Genomic DNA, 22,919 nt, shown 5'->3' with positions numbered 1-22,919 from the left:
AGTTGGGCGCGACGCCCATGGACCTCAACAGGCGCAGATGCTATCCCGCAACGTAATATGAACGATCTCTCAATCACGATCCGTCCCGAAGCTCCAGGCGACGCCCAGGCGATCGAGCGGCTGCACGAACGCACCTTCGGCCCCGGCCGTTTCGTTCTCAGCGCCTATCGCATCCGCGAGCATGTCGAGCACCTGCTCGACGTCTCCTTCACCGCCCGCATCGGCACGCTGCTGGTCGGCTCCGTCAGGCAATTGCCTGTGACGGTCGGCGAGACGCCGGCGCTGCTCCTCGGGCCGCTCACCGTCGAGCCGCCGTTCCGCAGCCGCGGCATCGGCCGCATGCTGATGGACCGGGCGTTGAACGAGGCCAGGGACAAGGGTCATCGCATCGTGCTGCTGGTCGGCGACGAGCCCTATTACAGCCGTGTGGGCTTCAAGCTGGTCCCTAAGGGCCGCGTCACCATGCCGGGCCCGGTCGATGCCGCGCGTGTCCTGGTGTTCGAGCTCGTCGACGGCGCCTTCGAAGGCGTCTCGGGCGCCGTTGCTCCGGACTGGAGCAAGGCGCGGGGGTAGCCTACCCAACCACCGGTCGAGGCTCACATGTTCCGCGTCACCGCCGATACATTGCAGGCCTATCTCGATTTCGATCCCGAGCGAAAGCGCGATCTGACCGCGTTGCACAAGCTCATCGTCTCGGTCGCGCCAGCGCTCAAGCGCCATTTCCATCAGGGAACGCCGGCGGGCGAGGCGGGCATGCGCATGAAGATGATCGGCTATGGCAAGTTTCGCTACGCCATCAAGTCTGGAAAAAGCACGGATTGGCCGGTGATAGGTGTTGCGCTCCAGAAGAACTACATCAGCGTGTACGTGACGGTAACCAGGCAAGGCGCCCCGGTCGTATCCCGCTATGCCGGCAAACTCGGCGAGTTGCGCATGGGCGGCAATAACTTCAGTTTCGAGCGGTTCGACGATCTCAAGCAGGATGCCGTATCGGCCCTGTTCGCCGAGGTTGCCGGCATCTTCGAAGCAGATCCCGAAAATCCCGTTCGCTACATGCAGGGGTCCTGATCTGGCGGCGCCGCGCCAAAGGCGTGTGCCCTTGTGCGCGGCGCTTTCTCTCGAATTAGCTTGCGCTCTCACGGTCATGCGATCCTATCGACCGGGATCGCGTCGTCGCCCCAGCTCTAAGCCTTGATCGCGAGCTTGCGAATCTTCTCGTGGTCCTTGCCGTCGACCCAGACGCACAGTGTCAATCCGTAGCGACAGGCTTCCACGGCAAGACTGCCGACGTTTCTGGCTCGGCTGTGGAACACATGCGTCTCGCAGCAATCTTCGAGAATGAAGCCGGTGAACTCGCCGTGACAGTCGTACAGAACCTCGCAGACCTTGCCGCAACGCTCTCGCTCCGGTTCATGCGGCCGCTTCGGCAAGGGCGGCACGAAGGTCAGCGAAGGCGGCACGGCGCTCGCATTGCCGCCGAGGCCGTCGACGCGGTCGGAGATGTATTTGATGTAACGTACCAGCACCGGGTGCCAGCGATTGGACGGTGACATCTGCTCCAGCCGCCATTTCATGATCGCAAGCGTCGTCTCTTCAGCGGGAAGGATCTTGTCGCCCGTGGTCACGGGAATGCGGATCTGGAACGTGCCGACGACGTAGCGCCATTGCGTCAGCCGCTCCACCTCCGTTGGCCGCGTGCGATGGGGTTTGGAGCTGCCCTTGGCGGTTCCCACCTGTGCCGTCTTGCCGTCGGCATGCAGCAATGCCGGCGCGGTCTGCAGCTTGGGGCCGGGCGGCGGAGGTGGAGGTGGCGGCGGCAGCGGCTTGCCGATGCGCGTGCCGAGCCGTTTGACCGTCACGTCGAACACCTGTCCGCTGCGAACGCCCTGGGGAAGGTCGATGGTAATGAGGCCGGCGAAATTTTCGCCGGTGCCCGGCGGAATCGGCACATAGCTGACGCCGCGTGTGATCGGAATCCGGATCGTATTGGCATCGCTCATGCCGAGCGGCGAGACGCCGTAGAAGGCCTTGGCGAGCGCCAGCACCTCGCTGGCATGCACCTGCGGCCAGTAGAGCGAGGCGACCGAGCCGGTCGGGACGTTGCCCCATTCGATCATCAATTCGTCCGGATAGATCGTGTTCGGCCCATGCGGCGGACGGACGACGCGGCCTGGCTTCGTGTCAAACGTCTGCGGAATGCGATGCGCGGCCGCGGGGCCCGGATTGTCGGAGCGCGTGACCTGGAGATTGCGCTGCGCCAGCTGGTCCCAGGACAGCGGCGAGACGCCTTGGGGGATCGGCGCGTCGTCGAAGGCGATCTGGGCGACGATGCAGTGGTGCGTGCCGTTCAGATAGGTCTGCACCTGCGCGCCGTTGATGACGTTGCCACTGTCGTAGAGATTGAGGAAGCAGCCGTAATATGCCCAGAGCTGATCCTGATGGTCGGGGATCGTCAGCGGCTGAATGTTGGGGCCGGTCGAATAGTCGGTCTGGCTCGAAAAATTGTTGGTTGCGAAGAACGGAATCGAGGTGTTGCCGGCGCCCAGCTTCGGTGACCCCGGCTTGCCGGCGGCATCATTGTTGGAGAGGTAGGCGCCGTTGACGTCATAGTCGGTGTCATTGGTCTGGGTGGTAAACAGCCTGAAGAAGACCCGAACATTGCTGGCCTGCGATCCCCCGGAGCCGCGCAGCCGCACGCGCGCGACGGCGAAGCTGTAATTGTTGTCGATGCTGATATTGGGCGGGAACGTGCCGCTGATCTGCACGGTGAACGGGTTCACGGACGAGTCGCCCTGGTTGGCGTCGCCCTGATCGGGCAGGATCGTCGTGAACGGATCGGGACCGTTCGGATTGGTGAAGCCGTTGGCCGCGGAATTCCAGCGCGACAGCAGGTTCTGGATGTAAGTGTAGGCGCCGGAGACGCTGTCTGCGAGCGCAGGCACGCCGGGGATCGGCGTCGCGTTGAGCGCCGGGGTGACCGTGAAGACGCGCAGGTCCTGGCTGAGATAGGGCAGGTTGCTGTGGTCCGCGTTCAAATTGGTGAAGTAAGGATCGGCGCCGGCAATCAGCTCGAACTGCATCGTGGCCTGCGAGCCGCTGACCTGTCCGGTCGCAGAGGCGTTCAGCGAGACCGTGAGGTCGAATTCGGTCTCGTTGCTTGCGGGGAACTGCCCCAGCAACGGCGTGTCGATATGCAGATCGTAGGGAATCTCGATACGCTGCGGCGTGAAGTCGTTGATGCCGCTCTCGAACTGCACGCCGGTAGGACTGGGCGTGATCGCCACGCCGGGGAGGCCTGGGAACGAGCCGCCAAAACTTCCGACCGTGATGCCGAGCAACAGGAACGAGTTCTTGCTGAAACCCTCGATAAAGATCGTGAAGGCGTTGGGAACGTAGCCTCCTTGCGTGTTGATGATGTCCTGCGTCTCGTCCTTGCCGAATGTGTTCTTGCCGGCACCGAAGGAGACGCGGGCGATCGGGAAGGGATTGTTTCGGTTGGGACCGGAAATCGACGCGGTCGCTCCGGGTGGATAGACGCTCTCGACGAGACCGAGGAAGATCGGGAACGGATTGGAATTGTCGCTGGTCAGGGCGTGATAGATGCTGGCGAGGTTGGAATTGTAGTTCGCGATGATCTGGTTGATGCTGAAGCCGAGCTGGACGTTGAGGTAGTAGATGAAGCCGAGCGCACAGCCGTAGCTGACGGGATCGCCGTCGCCGTGGACGAACGTGCCGTCGCTCACGGTCGAGCCGGTGTAGGTCGTGGTGACCCAGTCGCCGCGCGCCGGATTCGGCAGGATCGTTCCCTGATTGGGGTTGCCGTCGCCGTTCAGCCAGTTCGCGACGAACGATCCGTAGTAATTGTCATGGCCTTGCTGGAAGCGGGTGATGGCCGACCAATGCGACAAGCCTTCGCCGCTGCTGTCGCCGGCGTTCCAGTTGCCGCGGATGCCCATCAGCACCTCGACCCACTCGGCAATGAACACCATGCCGACGCGCTGCGCCGGCAGCGGCGCGTCGCTCATCAGGTTTTGCGAGTCGAGGCTGATCGGATTGCCGACGCCGTTGTTGCTGGCGCCGGGAAAGGAGAAGCCTCCACCCGAAAGGGCAGAGTCGGCCTGATCGAGGCGGACCTCTTGCCGCGCGCCGGTGCCGAACTGGGAGGAGGGCGTGCCGAACCAGCCGGTGGTGACGTTGAACTCGTTCTCGATGACGCTCAGCGAGGGACTGATGTTGCCGAGCAGGGAATTGGCGTTGTTGATGACGTTGGCCTGATCGGGCAGCGAATTCTCGTATCGTATCCAGAAATTGGTGGTCTTGCCGGCGCCTTGTCCAATATCAGTCAAGCTGGTGCTGCTGAGGGCCATGTTGCTACTCCTTAAAACTGAATGTCTCGCGATCGCTTCTGGTTTTGCGCAGGCGCGGCTTCGAGAAAATTCCGCAGTTCAAGGTGCTGTGGCTTGCAGACGCTTGACCTCGCCTGCGCGCAAATAAATTGGGTCAGTTGTCCGGCAGGTTGAACGCAAGCAATGCGATCGTTGCTGGCCGAATTCGGCACGGGCAGTGTTGAAATCACAACCTGCCATGGTGCTCAAAACAATTGCACGCCAATAGAGCTTAACGAGGAGATGCTACCACAGGTTTGAAGGGGCGTTGATCACGCTTGCGGCAAAACAGTCGCTGAGCGGCTGCAGCTTTGTGAACTGGATAACATTGAAGCTGAATTCCGAATGCGCAAAGGCGGACGCGCTATACCGTTGGCGCGGTTTGTGGCAAAACCGGAAACCGAAGCTGACGAAGGATTGTGAAGTTTGGCCGCATCGAAGAAGGGCGCCTCGCCCGCGGAACGCCAGAACGGGATTGATCGGACCATCGATCTCCTGGAAGCGCTGCTGCATTTGCGCGCGCCCTCCAAGCTCAGCGACCTCGCCAAACAAATGGGCGCGCCGCGATCGACCGTCTATGCCATTGCGAATCGCCTGATCGAGGCGGACCTGCTCGAGAGCGTCGGCGAGGGCGGCCAGGTCTATTTCGGCAAGGCGGTGCATCTCTACGGGCGCGCCTATGCGGACGCCAATCCGCTGCATCGCCGCTGCCGCGAGGCGCTCGATCGTCTCGCGACCCAGCACAGTGCCACCGCGCAGCTCTGCGCGCTGCGCGGCCGCAAATATGTGGTGGTCGACACGCGTGACGGGTCGGGCCTGTTCCGGATCACGACGGACGTCGGCATCGAGGTGCCGCTGCCCTGGACGGCATCCGGCCGGTTGCTGCTGGATCACATGAGCCCGGCGGAGATTCGCGCGTTCGTGCCGAGAGAGGATTTTCGTCTTCCTGATGGCCGCGTGCTCGACGTCGATGATTTCATCAAGGACGTCGCACGCGCGCGGCGCGACGGCAAATGTGTGACGACGGCGCTGTCCGATCGCTTTACGTCGTGCCTTGCTGCGCCGATCCGCGACAAGAAGGGTGTCGCGGCCGCGACGCTTTGCTTCGTCGTTCCCGCTGACTCGGTGAAGGAGCGCAGGACCGCGCTGCTCGACGATCTGGTCGCCACCGCAACGGAACTCTCGGATCATTCCTGAACTCAGCCGACCGTCAGCGTCGCTGACTGATTTATCCGCATCGTTTTCGAGAGTCGTCGTCGCGCGTTCCAATGAAACGCGTCACGGTGAATGCGCGTCGTGCCGAGCGGGACTAGAATGTCCGGGCTTGACATCATGCCGCTGCAATATCTAACGTGTCGCTATAAGATAATATTGTCCACTATAAGAGACAGTATAATTGCAGGCGCGGCGAGGTTCTCTCGGTCCCATGTTGGGGCGGAAGACGCGATCCTGCGTGTCCAAGCGAGGATTCGAAATGGCGAAGGCAACCCAACAGGTACCTGGACGACGCTGGCTGATCGGTTGTCTCCTCGGCGTTGGAATTCTCATCAACTACATCGATCGCGTCGGCCTCTCGGCCGCGACGCCGGAGCTCACCAAGGAGCTCGGCCTCACAGCCACCGACATCGGCTTGCTCGGCAGCGCGTTCTTCTGGACCTATTCGCTGCTGCAAGTCCCCGGCGGCATGGTGCTCGATCGCTTCGGCGTCACCATGGTCGGCCGCGCCTCGAGCTTTCTCTGGGCCATCGCTGCCACCATCACCGCACTCGCCAGCGGGCTCTGGGGCATCGCTGGCGCTCGCCTGTTGCTCGGCGTCGCGGAAGCGCCGGCGTTTCCGGCCAGCCAGAAGGCAACCGGCCACTGGTTTCCGCTCGACGAACGCGCGCGCTCGACCGCGATCTTCGATTCCGCCGCAAAGTTCTCCAACGTGATCGGCGTGCCGTTGGTCGCCTTTGTGATCTTTCTCTACGGCTGGCGCTGGGGTTTTGGCGTCACGGCGGTGCTGAGCTTCCTCTATTTCATCGCCTACTACATCATCTACCGCAATCCGAGCGAGGATCCGAAGCTCTCCAAGGCGGAGCATGACTACATCGTCGCCGGCGGCGGAACGCCGGAAGGCCCGGCTGCAGCGGGGCAGAGCCGCATGCTCGGCTACCTCCTGCGCAACCGCAAGGTCTGGGGCCTGACCATCGGCTTCTCCGCCTATGGCTACACTTTCTATCTCTTCCTCACGTGGCTGCCGGGCTATCTCGCCCAGACCATGCACATGAACCTGATGTCGGCCGCGGGCTATTCGACCATCCCCTGGATCTTCGCGACCTTGTCGGACCTGTTGATCGGCGGCTTCCTGGTCGATCATCTGATCGCGCGCGGCTACGACTCGACGCGGGTGCGCCAGTCGGTGATCATTGTCGGTATGCTGATGGGGCTCGCCGTGATTGGCGCCGCGTTCACCGTGAGGCCGGGCTGGGCGCTGCTGTGGTTGTCGATCGCGATCTCGGGTCTCTCGGCCGCAGCGCCCGTCGGCTCCTCGATCGTGTCGCTGATCGCGCCTAAGGGCGGTGCGGGAAGTGTCGGCGGCATTGTTAACTTCACCAACAACATGATGGGTGTGCTCGCGCCGATCGTCACAGGCATCGTGGTGGACTGGACCCAATCCTTTGCCGGTGCCTTCATGATCGCCGGCGTGGTGCTGTTGATCGGCATCTTCTTCTATGTCGTGGTGCTCGGCCGGATCGAATCGATCCCCGATTACGAAGAGGTACCACCGCCCGGTGCCGTGCCTGTTCACTGAGGAGAGGGGCATGCCCCGGACTTCCAACGGCAAGGACACGCTGATCCGCAACGCGCGCCTGATCGACGGCACTGGCTCGCCGTGGTTCGAGGCGGATTTGCGCGTCAGCGGCAGCCGCATCGCGGCGATCGGGGCCGCGCTGCCGGCGGAGGGGGCCGACATCATCGACGCGCGCGGATGCTATCTCGCGCCGGGCTTCATCGATGCGCATTGCCATGACGACCTGATTTGTCTGCGCGAGCCCGACAGGCCCGAGAAGGTGTTGCAGGGCGTCACCACGCTCGTGGTCGGCAATTGCTGCTTCTCGCTCTATCCGGCAACTGCCGGCTCCGCCGAGATGCTGCGTTTGCATTTCTCGGGGCTCGCTGGCGAAGTCAGGACGAACGAAGTCTTCGACAGCTTTGACGGCTACCGGCAAGCCCTGGAAGGGCCGGGCGTGGGACTCAACCTCGTCTCCCTGGTCGGGCACGCCGCGATCCGTCTCGCCGTGCTCGGCTACGAGCGCCGCGCGGCGAGCATCGAGGAGATCGCGGCCATGCAGGCGTTGCTCGCGCAGCAACTCGATCAGGGGGCGGCCGGCCTGTCGCTTGGCCTCGTCTATCCGCCGAGCGCCTATGCCGATACCAACGAGCTCAACGCGCTGGCAGAGACCGTCAGGGCGCATGGCAAGCTGCTCACCGCGCATGTCCGCAGCTACGAAGCGGGCCTCTTGCAATCCATCGACGAGTTCATCGCGATCCTGCGCGCCTCAGGTGCCGCGGGGCTGCTGTCGCATCTGCAATCGGCGGGCAAGCCGAACTGGGGCGCTATCCCGAAGGCGCTCGACCGGCTGGAGGCCGCGCGCGCAGAGGGGATCGACATCTCCTTCGACATGTATCCCTATCCCGCCGGCAGCTCCTACATGCTGCAATTGCTGCCGCCGGCCGCGCTCGAAGGCGGCGTCGACGCGCTGCTTGCGCGGCTGCGCGATCCCGCCCAGCGCGAAGCGCTGCGCGTGCTGGTGGAGGAGGGCGATCCCGATCCGCATGCGGCGCAGTCCAAGATCGTGCTGATCGGTTGGCACAATGTCCGCATTTCCGCCACCGCAAATCCGGCGTTGAAGCCGCTCGAGGGCAAGTCGATGGTCGATGCCGCGCGCGAGCTCGGCATCTCCCCGTTCGATCTTATGGTTCGCTTCATCGAGGAGGACCAGGGCCAGACCGGCATCATCATGTTCCAGCTCGATGAGGCCGATCTGCGCGCGGCCTTCACCCATCGCCTGCACATGGTCGGCTCCGACGGCATCCCACGTCCCGGTACCAAGCCGCATCCGCGGGCCTATGGCAGTTTTCCGCGCGTCGCCGGCCGGCTGACGCGTGAGCAGGGCTGGTTCACGCTGGAAGACGCCGTACGGCGGATGACCGCGATGCCCGCCCAGCGCTTCGGCCTGTCCGACCGCGGCATCCTGCGGCCGGGCATGATCGCGGATCTCACGCTGTTCGACGAGACCATCATGGACAAGGCGACGTTCGAGACGCCGACGGAAATGCCCGCAGGCATCCGTGCGGTCTTCGTCGCCGGCGAGGCCGTGGTCGCGGACGGGCGCAGCACCTTCGCACGGCCGGGCCGTGCCCTGACCTAAACCATCACACGCAGGACACCATGCAATGACGTTGAAACGATACGGCGCGGCCGGCGGCACCGGCACCGGCGGCCAGCACCTTCCGTTTGCGCGAGCGGTCCAAGCCGATGGCTGGCTCTACGTCTCCGGCCAGACGCCGATGGAGAACGGCGAGGTGATCGAGGGCGGCATCATCCCGCAGTCGCACAAGGCGATCCGCAACATGCTCGCGATCCTGGCTGAAGCTGGATACGAGCCCAAGGATGTCGTCCGTTGCGGCGTCTGGCTCGACGACCCCCGGGACTTCCAGAGCTTCAACAAGGTCTTCGCCGAATATTTCGGCGCCAATCCGCCCGCGCGCGCCTGTGTGGTGTCGAGCATGGTGGTGGATTGCAAGGTGGAAATCGACTGCGTCGCCTATCGCAAGTGAGCCGCCGCCTGCTGCGCCGGGGGCCGCAGGCCCCGACGCACGCAAGCCGCGCAGCTAGAACCGCTGCGAGACGCCGACATAGAAGCCGCGTCGCGGTCCGTATTGCGGAGCGAACACGCCGATGCCGGAGCCGTCGCGGATCTGGTAGATCGTGTCGAATACGTTGACCACGTCGAACCGCACCGTCGTCGGCTTGTTCGGCGCCACGATGTTGAAGTCGTGCGACAGGCCGAGATTGACCTGCGTGTAGCCGGGCAGGTGATCGGTGTTGGCGAAGCCCGAGCGCAGGCCGCTGCCATAGACCATCGACACGCTGTAGCGCGTGCCCTCCCAGAGATAGGAGGCGCCGGCGGATCCTGACAGCATCTGGGCGTGGTCGGTGTAGATGTAATGGCCGTCGATATAAGCGAGTTCGTCCGCGCCGAACAGATACTGGTTCGAGACCACATTGGTCGCGATCTGCTTGGCCCAGGCGAGGTTGGCATAGGCGCTGAAATTGCCGCTTCTGTAGGTCGATTTCAGCTCGACGCCGACATTCTCGCCGCGATCGTAGTTGAAGCCGCTCAGCACATAGGCCGCGCCGAACTGGCCATCGTCGAGCAGGTCGCGCGCCTTCTTGTAATAGGCGTCGGCGCCGACCTCGAGGCCGGGGATCGCATGGATCTTCTGCGTGACGCCGACGTCGAACACGTGCGACCGCTCCGGCAGCACCGGGCTGCTCTGTCCGACCTCCGGCGTTTGCGTGTTGGCAGGCGCGCCGGGCGGGGTCACGAGTGCAAGATTGACGGGGCTGGCGATCACCTGCGAGGGCGGGGTGAAGTTGCGCGCATAACCGGCATGGAAAATGGTGCCGTCGAACGGCTTCCAGGTCAGGCTGACGCGCGGGCTGAGCTGGTTGGCATCGACATATTGAACCATCTGGTCGAAGCGCAGGCCGGCATTGAGCGTCAGGCTATTGGTGATCTTCCACTCGTCCTGGACATAGGTTCCGACCAGCCAGCCGGTCTTGGCGCTGGAATCGAACACCGAGAACGGCGCGTCGATCGTGCCCGCGGTCGGATCGCTTGGATCGACCAGCGGCAGCATCGTGGTCCCGCTGTTCACCAGCGTTCGCTCCGCGCTCACCGAAAGACCGAAGCGCAGCGTGTGCGCATAGCCGATGCGCCAGGCGGTGTCCTGCTGGATGCCGTTGACCGCGCTCTGGCGATAGACGTCCGAGGAGACGCCGTTGAAGACGAGGTCGCCGATCGGATCGGGGTAGAAATGGAGTTGGCTGTAACGGTTGAAGTACGATGTTTGTGTGTCGAACTCGCCGTTCGAGGTCTGGTAGGAGACGACGTTGAACTGGTTGAATTCGTTCTGGTGCTCGTTCAGCCGGGACGAGTCGAAATTCGAGACGCCAAACGCCGTGTTCGCGGGTGCCTGCCCGGGATTGTTCGGAATCTGGAACGTCGCGTTTGACACGCCGCTCATGAAGGTGAGGCGGCTCGTTGGATCGATCATCGTCGACAGATAAAGGAAACCCTTCTCCTGGTTGGTGCGGTCGTGGATCGCGTTGACTGACGGGGTCGGGTTCTCGATGCCGAGATTGTTCTGCAGGAAACGTCCCGACAGGAAATACTGCGTTGGCCCGACCGTCCCGCCATATTCGATATTGGTCGAGATGGTGCCGTTGCTACCGCCATAGACGCCGACGACGCCGGAATTGTTGAAGGCGTCGGCCTTGGTCTGGATGTCGAGCACGCCTGCGGTGCGCTGGCCATATTGCGCCGGCAGCGCGCCGGTGAGCAGGCTGAGGCTACCGACGATGCCGGTGTCGAGGATCTGCCCGAACGCGCCGACGCCATCGGGCAGCATTACGCCGTTGATGCGATATTGCAGATTGGCGTGCTCGTTGCGGATATGCAGGTCGCCGCTCGCCGCCGAGTCCTGGGTGACGCCGGGAAATTGCAGCAGCACCTTGTCGAGCGAGGCATTGCTGCCCTGCGGCAGCGCCTCGATCGCCTGGCGCGTGAGCGTGTGGGTCGTGGCCCCGCCTGGTGGAAGCACAGATTGGCGCGCGGCATCTAACCGGTTGTTCTGGCCCTCGACTGCGGCTGGCGCCTCGGTCTGTGGACGGGCCTGCGACGTTGAATGTCGCTTGTCGACGGCGACACGAACTTTTGGACGGCGCGGCGCCTGCGTCTGCTTGGGCGCATCGACCTCGACGCTGGGCAGCGTCGTCATCGGGGCCGTCGTCTGCGCCAAGGCGGCATCGCCGGAATGAAACAGCGTGAGTGCGGCGAGGCTTGAGCCCGCCAATATTGCTTTTGAAGACACCATTGTCCTGATTTCCGGATCGCGCGCCGTCGCAGCTCGTCAGAGCACAGGCAGGCGGCACGCGCCGTCGACACGCGACGGATCATCTTGGATAGCCCAGCGCAATCGGCGCGCATGCGCGGCCGATGCCGAAGGCAGCTCAATCGATGGAGATCAGGAGGCGGGAGGGGCGCGCGGCTGGAACGCGTGCTTTGCCGATTCCAGATGGATGAATTCGGCATCGGTGGTGCGATAGAGCAGCTCGACCGCCTGCGGCAAATGCAGCAGAGGCGGCGTCGCGAACACGACCGTGCCAGCCATAGCGACCAATGCGCAGATCGCGCAATTGTCGTCTCCCGGCTGTTCGCGGTCGGGATTTGCAGGTGACTGCTTCTGAACCGCCGCGCTATCGGGCGATGCGATGGTCTTGGCAATGGTCTTGGCGTGATCGCTCAGCTGGGACTGAGCAAGCGGTGCAGCTTGTGCGAACCAATGGCTGTGGCCGAAGGTCAGCACTATCTGCACCAGCATCGCGAATATCGCGAGCCGGGCACCGTGCCTGATATTCGACCGGAACCACTTCATCTGGAAAACACCATCCCACATCGCGAGGCGCCGACCGGGCGTTGCGATGTTATAATGTAACATCGCCCGATCGGTCAGCGGATGTCAACTGAGGGAGGGGCCGGCGCGCGCAGGCGGCCGATCCGATGTGGCGTTCGGGCAACGCGATCGTCGCGCCTCACCGCCCTTCGCGGACCCAGGTCGCAGCAAACGCACCGAGCAGCAGCAGCAGGCCGATCAGGCCGGAGAAGATCGGCAGCACGCCGACGCCCTTCACGATGCTGGCGTCGCGCATCCGCACGCCCATCCAGCCGTCGCCGGCGAAGACGCTCGCCGAGCGCACCGGGACGATGCGCGGCAGCTCGACGCTGCCGCCATCCGCGATCCGCAACGAGCTGCCGCCGGTCGCCTGCGTCAGCGGCTTCAGCGTGTCGGTGGTGGAGGTGACTTCCGAGAATTCCTTCGGATTGGTCGGACCGACATTGATCAGCGCCTTCAGCGTTCCGTCGGTCGCCTGCCACAGGCCTAGCTCGTTCGCCGGAAGGCTGGCGCGCCACTCGCCGGGATCGCCGGGGCTGAGCGTCAAATCATGGGAGACGCCGGAAGGCGACGTCACGCTCACCGGCTGCACGGTGTCGGCCATGGTCTGGCGCACCACGACGAGATCCTTGCCCTGCACCTGCATGCGCAGCGCTTCCTCGTCGAGATCGGGCTGCTTCATCAGCCAGTGCGACATCCGCCTGAGCAGATCGAGATGCGGACCGCCGCCCTCGTAACCGCGCGCCCATAGCCAGATGTGGTCGGACAGCAAGAGCGCAACGCGGCCCTCGCCGAAGCGCGACAAGAACAGCAGCGGCTTGCCGTCCGCACCCGTCATCACAGGCGGGTTGACCGCATTGCGGGTTTCGACGGTGCGGAAGAAGCGGCTCCAGTGCGGCGGCTCGAATGCCGCGCCCTCCAGCCCGCGCGTCACGGGATGGCGCTTACCGATGTCGGAGAGATGGGCATAGAACGGCTTCTCGGTGACGCCCACCGGCTCGGCCGGCAGCACCGAGTCCAGCGGCGTGCGCCAGATGCTGCTGGTCGAGGCATAGTCGGGGCCTGCCGAGACCAGCACGGCGCCGCCCGCGCGCACATAGCGCGCCATGTTCTCGAAATAGGGGATCGGCAGCACGCCCTGGCGGGCGTAGCGATCGAAGATGATCAGCTGGAATTCGTTGATGTGCTGCTGGAACAGCTCGCGCGTCGGAAATGCGATCAGCGATAGCTCGTTGATCGGCGTGCCGTCCTGCTTCTCCGGCGGACGCAGAATCGTGAAATGCACGAGGTCGACGCTGGCGTCGGACTTCAGCAGGTTGCGCCAGGTGCGCTCGCCGGAATGCGGCTCGCCGGAGACCAGCAGCACGCGCAGCTTGTCGCGGACGCCGTCGATGGCGACGACGGCGCGGTTGTTGACCGGGGTCAATTCTCTTTCGAGGGGCGAGGCCTCGATCTCGACGATGTTCGGGCCGGCATGCTTGATCTCGACGTCGACGCTTGCGCTCTGGCCGCTTGTCAGCGTGCGCTCGTTGATGACCTCGCCGTCGCGGCGCACCGTGACCTTGGCGCGCTCGCCGGTGACGCCCTGGTCGTCGAGCTTGTAGCCGATGGTCTGGTTCTGGCCGACGATGCCGAAGCGTGGTGCCGCCGTGATCGCGATGCGGCGGTCGCGCTCGTCCTTCTGACCGGTGATGAGCGCCTGCACCGGCGCCTGGAAGCCGAGCGCGGCGGCGTTGGCCGGGATGTCGTGAACGCGGCCGTCGGTGATCAGGAAGGCGCCGGCGACGCGGTCCACCGGCACGTCCGACAGCGCGGAGGCGAGTGCGCCAAACAGTTTTGTGCCGTCGGTCTCGCCGTCGGCCTGTCCGGCCTCGACGATGCGCACCTCCAGCCCCTTGATCTTCTTCAGGCCGTCGACCAGCGCCTCCTGCGCCTTGGCGGCTTCCTGGTTGCGCTTGCCGAAATTCTGGCTCGGGCTCTTGTCGACGACGACGGCGGCGACCGAGGTGAGGGGATCGCGGTCCTCGCGCGTGAAGGACGGATTTGAAAGGGCCAGCAGGAACAGCGCCAGCGCCGCCACGCGCACGGCCGCGCCGCGTGCCCGCGCCACCAGCAGCACGATGGCGATGAGGACGATCGCAGCGAGCGCGATCCAGAGGACGATCGCTGGGACAAGCGGCGTGAACGCGATGCCGTAATTCATATCGATCCTATTGCCCCAGCCGTTCGATCAGGGCCGGTGCGTGCACCTGGTCGGCCTTGTAATTGCCGGTCAGCGTGTACATCACGATGTTGACGCCGGCGCGGTAGGCGAATTCGCGCTGGCGCGGCTCGCCGGGCGTGAGCGGCAGCATCGGCTGGCCGTCGGGACGGAGTGCCCAGGCGCCGGCGAGGTCGTTGGAGGTGATGATGATCGGCGAGACGCCGTCGCCGCCGCGCGCGGGACGTTGTGCGCTCTCGTCGTCGTCCTCGCGCGGCAGCGCCTCGACCCAGGTCTGGCCTGAATTGAAGCGGCCGGGGAAGTCGCGCAGCAGATAGAACGTCTTGGTCAGCACGTGTTCGCGCGGCACCGGCTCGAGCTCGGGCACGTCCAGCGAGGACAGGATCTCGCGCAGCGCCTGCATGCCCGGCGTCTGCGCGGCGCCGCTATCGCCGGGTGGCGCTTCGACCGCGTCGCGGGTGTCGAAGATCACGGTGCCGCCCTGCTTCATATAGGCGTCGATCTTGTTGATGGCGTCCTGCGGCGGCTTCGGCTGGCCCGGCACGATCGGCCAGTAGATCAGCGGGAAGAAGGCGAGCTCGTCGCGCGCGGGATCGACGCCGACGGGATCGCCGGCCTCGAGCGCGGTGCGCTGCGCCAGGAACAGCGTCAGGCCGGACAGGCCGGCCTTGACGATGGAATCGACGTCGGCATTGCCCGTCACGACATAAGCGAGGCGGGTCTGCGACGTCGACTTCATCGCGAACTCGTCCGACGCACTGTCGGCGCGCGAGGGCGTCGGAGACAGCACCGCGATGCCGGCGAGCAGAACGCCAAGCAGGATCATGGCGGGTGCGGCACGCCGGCGCAGCAATGCGGCAAGACCGCCGCCGAGCAGCGCGACGATCAGGGCGTCGATCAGGAACAGCGCCAGCGAGGTCGACAGCAGCCAGCCACGCAGGTCGCGTGGTTCGGCATTGGTGTAGGTGGCGCGCCTTGCGTTCAGGGGCGCGGTGTTGAGGGCTGCGATGCGGTCGGCGCTGGCGAGCGTGTTCACGGCGAGCGGTCCTTCTGCCGGACCGTAGTAGCCGGGCGGATGGTCCGGCGTGGCGCGGTCGCGATAATCAGCCGTCAGCGGCTTGGCGGTGGCGGGCGGCGGCCCGAAGGCGCCGAAGCCATCGAGCATGTGCAGCGGCGCCAGCGTCTCGGCGGTCGTCTCGGTGGCAACGCCGGGGCCCGGCTTGGCGGTGTAGCCGGACATGTCGACGACACGCCGGAGCATTTCGACGAAGGTGCCGGACATCGGCAAATCCGACCAGCGCATGTCGGCGCTGACATGGAACAGGGTGACGATGCCCTTGCCGCGGTGCTCGCCTGTTACGAGCGGCGTGCCGTCCTCGAGCGAGGCCCAGCTCTTGGTGGCGAGCACGGCATCGGGCTCGGCAAGCACCTGCCGGCTCACGGTGACGTCCTTGGGTACGGCGATGCCGGCAAACGGTCCGTCGGCAGTGAAGCTGGCGAGATGCTGCGGCTTCTCCCAGGTCAGGCTGCCGCCGAGCGTGCGGCCGCCCTTGCGCAGCTTGACCGGCACGAGATCGTCTTCGGCTTGCGCCAGGCGGGGCCCGGCAAACCGCACCAGCACGCCACCCTGGTCGATCCAGGCGTTGAGGCGCTCGCGCAGTTCGGGCGCGACGGTGCCGACGTCGGCGAGGATGATCATCGGCAGCTTCTGGTCCAAAAACTGGGTGATGCCCTGCTGCGGGGCGCCCTTGTCGGCGAGCCGCACGTCGGCGAATGGCGCCAGCGCGCGCGTCAGGTAGAAGGTCGGCGCCAACAGTGGCTGCGAGGTCTCGCTGGTCGAGCCCGAGACGATGCCGATGGCGCGGCGGCGCCAGCGCTTGTCGAGCAGCTGCACCGCGCCCGCCGAACGCTCGCCGGAAATCTCGAGCCTGGAGATATCGTTGCGCAGCTCGACCGGCAGGTCGAATGCGGCTTCGACTTCCTTGTCCTGCGGTCCGAAGGTGAAGCGCGCCTCGCCGATCGGCGAGGCCTTCTGGTCGAGGGCCCGCACGGTGCCGGCGAGAATGCCGCTGTCGGTGCGCAGCACCTTCACCGTCATCTTCGCGGCCGCGTTTTCCGCCGCGACCAGCGCGAGCGGCGAAGAGGTGCCGCCTTCGAACAGCGTCAAGCTGCGATCCCCTATGGTCTTGCCGAGCCCAGCCACGAACTCCTCGCCGCGGCCGGTGTCGACGCCGTCAGACAACCAGGCAATCTCGCAATCGCCGGTTGCCTTGAGGAAACGATCGATCGCGGTGAGGGTTTCAACGCGCTCGATCGAATAGGGCTTTGGCACGATCTGCCGCAGCGCAACGCGCGCCGCGCCCGCCGGCATCAGCGTAATGTCGCGGTTCGGCTCCGACAGCGGCACCAGCGCGATCGCGCGGCGGTCGTTGTCGGCATTGGCGATCAGCTCGTCGGCGGCCCTGATCCTGGTGTCCCAGTTCGAAGCGGCGCTCCAGCCGTCGTCGAGCATGATCATCAGCGGCGCCTTGCTGGCGCCAAGGCCAACCTGCGGATTCCAGATCGGGCCGGCGGCGGCGAAGATCACCAGCGCCGCGGCGAGCAGGCGCAGCGCCGTCAGCCACCATGGTGTCCGTGCCGGCGTCTCTTCGCGAGGCGCGATGTCGAACAGCAGGCGGGTCGGCGGAAACTCGATTCGGCGCGGCCGCGGCGGCATCACGCGGAGCAGCCACCACAGCACCGGGAGGCTGACGAGCCCGATCAGGAGCAGCGGTTCGGTGAAGGCGAGCGGCAATCCCATCATGCGGCCGGCCCCGCCTTGATCGAGGTGACGCGGGCGCCCGACTTGCTCACCTGCATGCCGGCATGGAGGAACAGCAGCAGCTCGGCGGCCGAGCGGTCGGTCGCATGGGTCGTGAACAGCCAGTCGAGCTTGTTGGTCTCGGCGCGGATCTGGTCGCGGTGCAGCGCAAGGCGCGTGGTGTAATCCTGCGCCCAGCTCTCGGCGCGGCCGGCGGTGATCACGCCAGCGCCTTCCGGTTCGACGAACTCGATGCGGCCGGAATAGGGGAAGCTCTCTTCGGCGGGATCGACGATCTGCACCAGGGTGCCATGGGCGCCGGAGCCGGACAGCCCGGCGAGCGTCGTCCTGATCTCTGATATCGGCGACCAGAAATCCGACAGCACGATGGTTTCGGCCAGCGCCGCGGGCACGAAGGACGGCGGCAGGCTCAGCCTGATGGCATCGTCATGCAGCATCGCCTGCGCCATCTTGTCGATGACGCTGCGGCTCGTGGTCGGTGCCATCAATCCGGGAATGCCGACGCGTTCGCCGCCTGCAACGAGCAGCTCGGCCAGCGCGAAGGCGACGATCAGCGTGCGCTCCAGCTTGGATTCGCGCGCGGTCTTCGAGGCGAACGCCATCGAGGGCGAGCGATCAGGCCAGATCCACACCGTGTGCGAGGCCTCCCATTCGAGCTCGCGCACGTAGAGATGGTCGTCACGCGCCGATCTCCGCCAGTCGACATTCTGCGACGGCTCGCCCGAGACGAAACGGCGGTACTGCCAGAAATTTTCGCCGGAGCCGGCGCGGCGCCTGCCGTGCAGACCATGGATGACGTTGGCGGCGATGCGGCGGGCCTCGAGAACCAGGCGCGGCAAGGAAGCTGCGAGCGTGCGGCTTTCGCCATCTGCACGTCGGATTGCGATGATCTCCTTCGCCGTGTGCCCGGTCTCTGCAGCCATCAACCGATCCGTGTCTTCAATTGCCGGATCACGTCCGGAATCGTCCGCCCTTCGGCGCGTGCCTGGAACGTCAACGCCATGCGGTGCTTCAGCACCGGCTCGGCGAGGTCGAGCACGTCGTCGATCGAGGGCGCGAGGCGTCCGTCGATCAGCGCACGGGCGCGCACGGCCAGCATCAGCGATTGGCTGGCGCGCGGGCCGGGGCCCCAGGCGATGAACTTGCCGGCCTCGCCGCTGTCAGGACCCGGACGCGCCGCGCGCACCAGCGAGAGGATGGCTTCGACCACGGAATCGCCGACCGGCAGGCGGCGCACCAGCCGCTGCGCCGTGATCAGCGCATCCGCATTCATCGATCCCTTCGCCAGCGTCTCCTCGGCGCCGGTCGTTTCGAACAGGATGCGGCGCTCGGCGTCGCGATCGGGATAGTCGACGTCGATCTCCATCAGGAAGCGATCGAGCTGCGCCTCGGGCAGCGGATAGGTGCCTTCCTGCTCCAGCGGGTTCTGCGTCGCCAGCACATGGAACGGCTTCGGCAGATCGTGGCGCGCGCCGGCGACGGTGATGTGCTGCTCCTGCATCGCCTGCAGCAGCGCCGATTGCGTGCGCGGGCTGGCGCGGTTGATCTCGTCGGCCATCAAAAGCTGCGCGAACACCGGACCCGAGATGAAGCGGAACGAGCGTTTTCCCGCGGTGCTCTCGTCAAGCACTTCGGCGCCGAGAATGTCCGACGGCATCAAGTCAGGCGTGAACTGGATGCGCTTGGCATCGAGACCGAGCGTGACGCCGAGCGTCTCGACCAGTTTTGTCTTGGCAAGGCCGGGCACGCCGATCAAGAGCGCGTGGCCGCCGGAAAGGATCGTGACGAGCGTGTTCTCAACCACACGATCCTGGCCGAAGATCACCGACCCGATCGCATCCTTCGCTGCGCGAATCTGACTGGACACCTGCTCGGCTGAACGGACGATGCCGTCTTCGAGCTTCTCGACACTTTCTGCCATCCGTTAGCTCCTCAAGCCTGCCACGCGGCTTTTCTGCGTCGTCGAATTTATCGCACCAATCTGCGTCATGGCCCCTATGCTAGACTTGCAGGAACGCCATGTATTCGTTGAATTAACCTATCCCCACTTTATCGGCTTCGGGTTATGTACGGCATCACGAAGTGGAGACCTCCACACCGGACGAACCCGGGGTGGAACCGTAGACTTACGTACAACGTAGACCTGCACCAATCGTGCCAACGGACAAAGTCAGGGCAAACCATGGCGAACCAAGGGCAGAGCGCCGATCGCGGTCTTGAGGGGCTGACTGCCGCCGCCAAAAGTGCTGCCAATGCCGAAGGCGCCAAAAAGGGCCTGCCTCCGGTGCATCTGTGGAATCCGCCGTTTTGCGGCGATCTCGACATCCGAATCGCTTCCGATGGTACTTGGTTCTACATGGGTACGCCAATCGGCCGTCACGCGCTGGTTCGCCTGTTCTCCACCATCTTGAAGCGGGAGGGCGACAAGCATTTCCTCGTCACGCCCGTGGAGAAGGTCGGCATCGTCGTCGACGACGCGCCGTTCATGGCGGTCGAGATGCTGAAGCGCGACGAGGACAACCATCGCGTGCTGAGCTTCCGCACCAATGTCGACGATTGGGTCATCTGCGATGCCGCGCACCGGCTGCGCTTCGAGCAGGCGGCCGACGGCGGCCTGACGCCTTACTTGCATGTCCGCGCCGATCTCTGGGCCAAGGTCACACGCGCGCTCTATTACGATCTGGTTGACATGGGCGAGGAGCGGATGGTCGATGGCCAGCCGATGTTTGGCGTCGAGTCGGCCGGCGAGTTCTTCGCCATGGCCGACGCGGAGCAGGTGAGGGCCGCGCTTTGAACAAGCCTATTGCGAAGAACGGGCAAGTCGCGTTCCGCGCGCCGGATTTCTTCGCCCGCTCCAAGGCGAAGCTCAGCTTCGACGTGCCGCGCGGCCTGTTCGATCCGAACATCATCCCGGCTTCCGGCGATCCCGGCACCGACAAGATGCTGGAGATCGTCGCGCGCGAGCAGCCGGTGCGGCCCGCAGCGGTGCTGATCGCGGTGGTCGACCATCCCGAGCCGACCATCCTCCTGACGCAGCGCTCGGCGCATCTCAACGACCACGCCGGCCAGATCGCCTTTCCCGGCGGCAAGATCGATGCGATCGATTCCTCCCCGCTCGATGCCGCGCTGCGCGAGGCCGAGGAGGAGGTCGGGTTGAGCAGGGATTTCGTCGACCCGATCGGCTATCTCGATCTCTACGGCACAGCGTTCGGCTTCCGCATCCTGCCGACGGTCGCCAGGGTGCGCCCCGGTTTTCAACTGACGATCAACCATTCCGAGGTTGATGACGCATTCGAAGTGCCGCTATCCTTCCTGATGAATCCCGACAATCACCAGGTCCACAGCAAGGAATTCCGCGGCATGGAGCGGTTTTACTATGCGATGCCGTTTGCGGAGCGCTACATCTGGGGCGCCACGGCCGGAATGCTGCGTGTGCTGTATGAGCGGATCTATTCGTCATGATCCGGCCGGTTCTGACCGAGATCGGAATCTTCCTCATTCCCTTTGCCGTCTATGCGCTGTTTCTGGCCGCCACGAGGTCCGGCCTGTTCGTGCAATCGTCCTGGCCGATCACCGTCGTCGCGCGCCTCATCCTGGTGGCGCTCGTGCTCGTCATCGCCGGGCTGATTGGCCTTGCGCATTTCTCCGGCGCCGCGCCGAACTCGACCTACATTCCCGCCCATGTCGAGAACGGCAGGCTCGTGCCGGGCACCGAAAGATAAGGGCCGGACGATGAGCGCGGAGCCGATCCTTGCTGGTGCGCCCTGGCTGACTGCAGGCGGGACCGCGCGCGTCCTGCAACTGCTCAACGCTGACGGCGAAGAGGCGCGCGTGGTCGGCGGCACCGTCCGCAACGCGCTGCTCGGCCTGCCGCCGGGCGATATGGATATCGCCACCACGGCGCTGCCGGAGGAGGTGGTGCGGCGGGCGAAAGCTGCCGGCATCAAATGTGTGCCGACCGGCATCGACCACGGCACCGTCACGCTGGTCATCGACGGCGCGCCCTATGAAGTTACGACGCTGCGCGAGGATACCGAGACCTTCGGCCGCAAGGCCAAGGTTGCCTTCGGCCGCGACTGGGTGAAGGACGCCGAGCGGCGCGACTTCACCATGAACGGCCTGTCGGTCGACGCCGGCGGCGTCGTCTACGACTATGTTGGCGGCATCGCGGATGCGAAAGCGCGCCGCGTTCGCTTCATCGGCGCGCCGGACCAGCGCATCGCCGAGGATTATTTGCGCATCCTGCGCTTCTTCCGCATCCACGCCGCCTTCGGCGCCGGCGAGCCCGACCGCGACGGCACTCTCGCCTGCATCCGTGGGCGCGCAGGCCTTGCCACGCTCTCGGCCGAGCGGGTGCGCATGGAAATGCTGAAATTGCTGGTGGCGCAAGGCGCATCCGCCGCAGCGCTTGCGATGGTCGAGGCTGGCCTGCTGCAGGCGATGATCGGCGGCGTTGCCTATGCCGGGCCGCTGGTAGCGATGATCGCCATCGAGGGTACGCTTGACCTGACGGCCAGCAGCACGCGCCGTCTCGCTGCGCTCTCCGTCGCCGTCACTGAAGACGCCAAGCGTGTTGCGACGCGCCTCCGGCTCTCCAACGCGGAAGCCAAGGCGCTTGATTCGATGGGCCATCGTTGGTGGCGCTTCGCCGCCATGGACGAGGCGCGTGCACGGCGGCTGCTCTACCGGCTGGGGCCCGAGCGCTATCACGATCGCGTGTTGCTGGCCTGGGCGCGCAGCGGCGCTGACGCGAATTCGTCGCGCTGGCGCGAGCTCGCCGAGCTGCCGCAGCGCTGGACCGCGCCGAAATTCCCGCTGAAGGCCGTCGACTTCATCGCGCGCGGCATGGCGGAAGGACCTGCGCTCGGACACGTGTTGACACTCGCCGAGGACGCTTGGCTTGCGGCGGATTTTCCACTAGAGGAAGCCGCACTCGCTGCCATCGCCGATCAAGCCACAGCACGCGCCACTCGCGAGAAAAATTGACCATCGTCTCAGGCTTCGCCGACATCTCGATTTTCCAGCTGCTGCTGGTCGCGATGATGGCGTTGTTTGCTTCGATCATCGGTGGTCTCGCCGGCTACGGCACCGGCGCCCTGATGCCCCTGGTGCTGGTGCCCCTGGTCGGCGCCGAGCCCGTGGTGCCGATCATCGCGATCTCGGCGCTCTTCACCAATTCCAGCCGCGCAATTGCCTATCTCCGTTACGCCGATCGCCGCCGTGCAGCGATCGTGCTGGCCTGCGCGGCGGTGACGACCGCGCTCGGCGCCTACGGCTACACCCGCCTCACCAACGCCGGCGCCGCGATCGTGATCGGCACCATGCTGATCCTGAGCGTGCCGCTGCGCCGCGTGCTCCGCTGCCGTCAGGTCAAGATTGGAGATGCGGGCCTCGCGACAGGATCGGTCGGCTACGGCGTCCTGGTCGGCGGCACGTCGGGCTCCGGCGTGATCCTGCTCTCGCTGCTGATGGCCGCGGGCCTCGAAGGCGCCGCCGTGATCGCGACCGACGCGATGATCTCGCTCGGCACCGGCCTCATCAAGATCTCCGTGTTCGGCCTCGCCGGCGCCGTCACCGCGCAAGTGCTCGCTTTCGCGCTGCTGATCGGCGGCATCGCCATCCCCGGCGCGTTCCTGGCAAAAGCGTTTGTCGAGCGGATGCCGGTGCACATCCACACCGCGATCCTCGACGTCGCGGTGATCACCGGCGGGCTGGTGATGATCTCGGCAGCGGCGAAGCAGCTGATCTGACAGACAATAGCGGCTTG

General features: G+C 65.2%; 18 protein-coding genes. 11 read left to right on the top strand and 7 right to left on the bottom strand.

The features are described 5' to 3' along the window. Positions 1-57 precede the first annotated feature (57 nt). Both XI06_RS20045 and XI06_RS20040 read left to right on the top strand, forming a co-directional pair. Complete coding sequence (locus XI06_RS20045; protein ID WP_237866453.1) at positions 58-573, top strand: GNAT family N-acetyltransferase; 516 nt, start codon at positions 58-60, stop codon at positions 571-573. Between the two features lie 27 nt (positions 574-600). Continuing rightward, a complete protein-coding gene (locus tag XI06_RS20040) occupies positions 601-1,068 on the top strand; it encodes a DUF1801 domain-containing protein (protein ID WP_237866452.1) in 468 nt (155 codons plus the stop codon). Between the two features lie 116 nt (positions 1,069-1,184). Here XI06_RS20040 and XI06_RS20035 read toward each other — a convergent pair whose 3' ends face one another. Beyond that, on the bottom strand, positions 1,185-4,367 hold the full coding sequence (locus tag XI06_RS20035) for a hypothetical protein (RefSeq protein ID WP_271606256.1): 3,183 nt from the start codon (positions 4,365-4,367) through the stop codon (positions 1,185-1,187). Between the two features lie 444 nt (positions 4,368-4,811). Between XI06_RS20035 and XI06_RS20030 the strand changes: the two genes are divergently transcribed. The 4 genes from XI06_RS20030 (at position 4,812) to XI06_RS20015 (ending at position 9,209) form a co-directional block, all read left to right on the top strand. After that, on the top strand, positions 4,812-5,582 hold the full coding sequence (locus XI06_RS20030) for an IclR family transcriptional regulator (protein WP_271606255.1): 771 nt from the start codon (positions 4,812-4,814) through the stop codon (positions 5,580-5,582). Positions 5,583-5,859: 277 nt separating this feature from the next. Then, complete coding sequence (locus tag XI06_RS20025; RefSeq protein WP_237870118.1) at positions 5,860-7,179, top strand: MFS transporter; 1,320 nt, start codon at positions 5,860-5,862, stop codon at positions 7,177-7,179. Between the two features lie 10 nt (positions 7,180-7,189). Further along, positions 7,190-8,800, top strand: a complete 1,611-nt coding sequence (locus XI06_RS20020) for an N-acyl-D-amino-acid deacylase family protein (RefSeq protein ID WP_271606254.1) — start codon at positions 7,190-7,192, stop codon at positions 8,798-8,800. 25 nt (positions 8,801-8,825) lie between these two features. Further along, on the top strand, positions 8,826-9,209 hold the full coding sequence (locus tag XI06_RS20015; RefSeq protein ID WP_271606253.1) for a RidA family protein: 384 nt from the start codon (positions 8,826-8,828) through the stop codon (positions 9,207-9,209). Between the two features lie 54 nt (positions 9,210-9,263). On the opposite strand, the gene XI06_RS20010 is transcribed toward XI06_RS20015, so the two are convergent. The 6 genes from XI06_RS20010 to XI06_RS19985 form a co-directional block, all read right to left on the bottom strand. Then, a complete protein-coding gene (locus tag XI06_RS20010; RefSeq protein ID WP_271606252.1) occupies positions 9,264-11,531 on the bottom strand; it encodes a TonB-dependent receptor in 2,268 nt (755 codons plus the stop codon). Positions 11,532-11,681: 150 nt separating this feature from the next. Further along, entirely contained in the window at positions 11,682-12,092 is a 411-nt protein-coding gene (locus XI06_RS20005; protein WP_271606286.1) for a DUF2946 family protein, read from the bottom strand. 157 nt (positions 12,093-12,249) lie between these two features. Then, positions 12,250-14,313, bottom strand: a complete 2,064-nt coding sequence (locus XI06_RS20000) for a hypothetical protein (protein ID WP_271606251.1) — start codon at positions 14,311-14,313, stop codon at positions 12,250-12,252. Positions 14,314-14,320: 7 nt separating this feature from the next. After that, a complete protein-coding gene (locus XI06_RS19995; protein WP_237891719.1) occupies positions 14,321-17,134 on the bottom strand; it encodes a DUF4159 domain-containing protein in 2,814 nt (937 codons plus the stop codon). Beyond that, a complete protein-coding gene (locus tag XI06_RS19990; RefSeq protein WP_237866442.1) occupies positions 17,131-18,075 on the bottom strand; it encodes a DUF58 domain-containing protein in 945 nt (314 codons plus the stop codon). Before XI06_RS19990 ends, XI06_RS19995 begins: the two co-directional genes overlap by 4 nt. Continuing rightward, the gene (locus XI06_RS19985; protein WP_237866441.1) at positions 18,075-19,073 is read right to left on the bottom strand and encodes an AAA family ATPase; all 999 of its coding nucleotides are present in this window, start codon (positions 19,071-19,073) and stop codon (positions 18,075-18,077) included. Before XI06_RS19985 ends, XI06_RS19990 begins: the two co-directional genes overlap by 1 nt. Positions 19,074-19,334: 261 nt before the next feature. Here XI06_RS19985 and XI06_RS19980 point away from each other — a divergent pair, with 261 nt between their 5' ends. From XI06_RS19980 to XI06_RS19960, 5 genes are read left to right on the top strand one after another with little or no spacing between them, the layout of a single operon-like run. Continuing rightward, a complete protein-coding gene (locus XI06_RS19980) occupies positions 19,335-19,946 on the top strand; it encodes a DUF1285 domain-containing protein (protein WP_271606250.1) in 612 nt (203 codons plus the stop codon). Continuing rightward, positions 19,943-20,614, top strand: a complete 672-nt coding sequence (locus tag XI06_RS19975; protein WP_271606249.1) for a CoA pyrophosphatase — start codon at positions 19,943-19,945, stop codon at positions 20,612-20,614. Before XI06_RS19980 ends, XI06_RS19975 begins: the two co-directional genes overlap by 4 nt. Continuing rightward, the gene (locus tag XI06_RS19970; RefSeq protein ID WP_271606248.1) at positions 20,611-20,874 is read left to right on the top strand and encodes a DUF6111 family protein; all 264 of its coding nucleotides are present in this window, start codon (positions 20,611-20,613) and stop codon (positions 20,872-20,874) included. Before XI06_RS19975 ends, XI06_RS19970 begins: the two co-directional genes overlap by 4 nt. 10 nt (positions 20,875-20,884) lie before the next feature. Further along, a complete protein-coding gene (locus tag XI06_RS19965; protein WP_271606247.1) occupies positions 20,885-22,138 on the top strand; it encodes a CCA tRNA nucleotidyltransferase in 1,254 nt (417 codons plus the stop codon). Next, positions 22,135-22,902 carry a sulfite exporter TauE/SafE family protein gene (locus XI06_RS19960; protein WP_271606246.1) on the top strand — a complete coding sequence of 256 codons (768 nt, stop codon included), beginning with the start codon at positions 22,135-22,137 and terminating at the stop codon, positions 22,900-22,902. The genes XI06_RS19965 and XI06_RS19960 overlap by 4 nt, the downstream gene beginning before the upstream one ends. The last annotated feature ends 17 nt before the right edge of the window (positions 22,903-22,919 follow it).

Origin of the sequence: Bradyrhizobium sp. CCBAU 11434 (assembly GCF_028128895.1) — a bacterium.
GTDB classification, from domain to species: domain Bacteria; phylum Pseudomonadota; class Alphaproteobacteria; order Rhizobiales; family Xanthobacteraceae; genus Bradyrhizobium; species Bradyrhizobium zhengyangense.
This window is presented reverse-complemented; position numbering and strand designations above follow the sequence as displayed.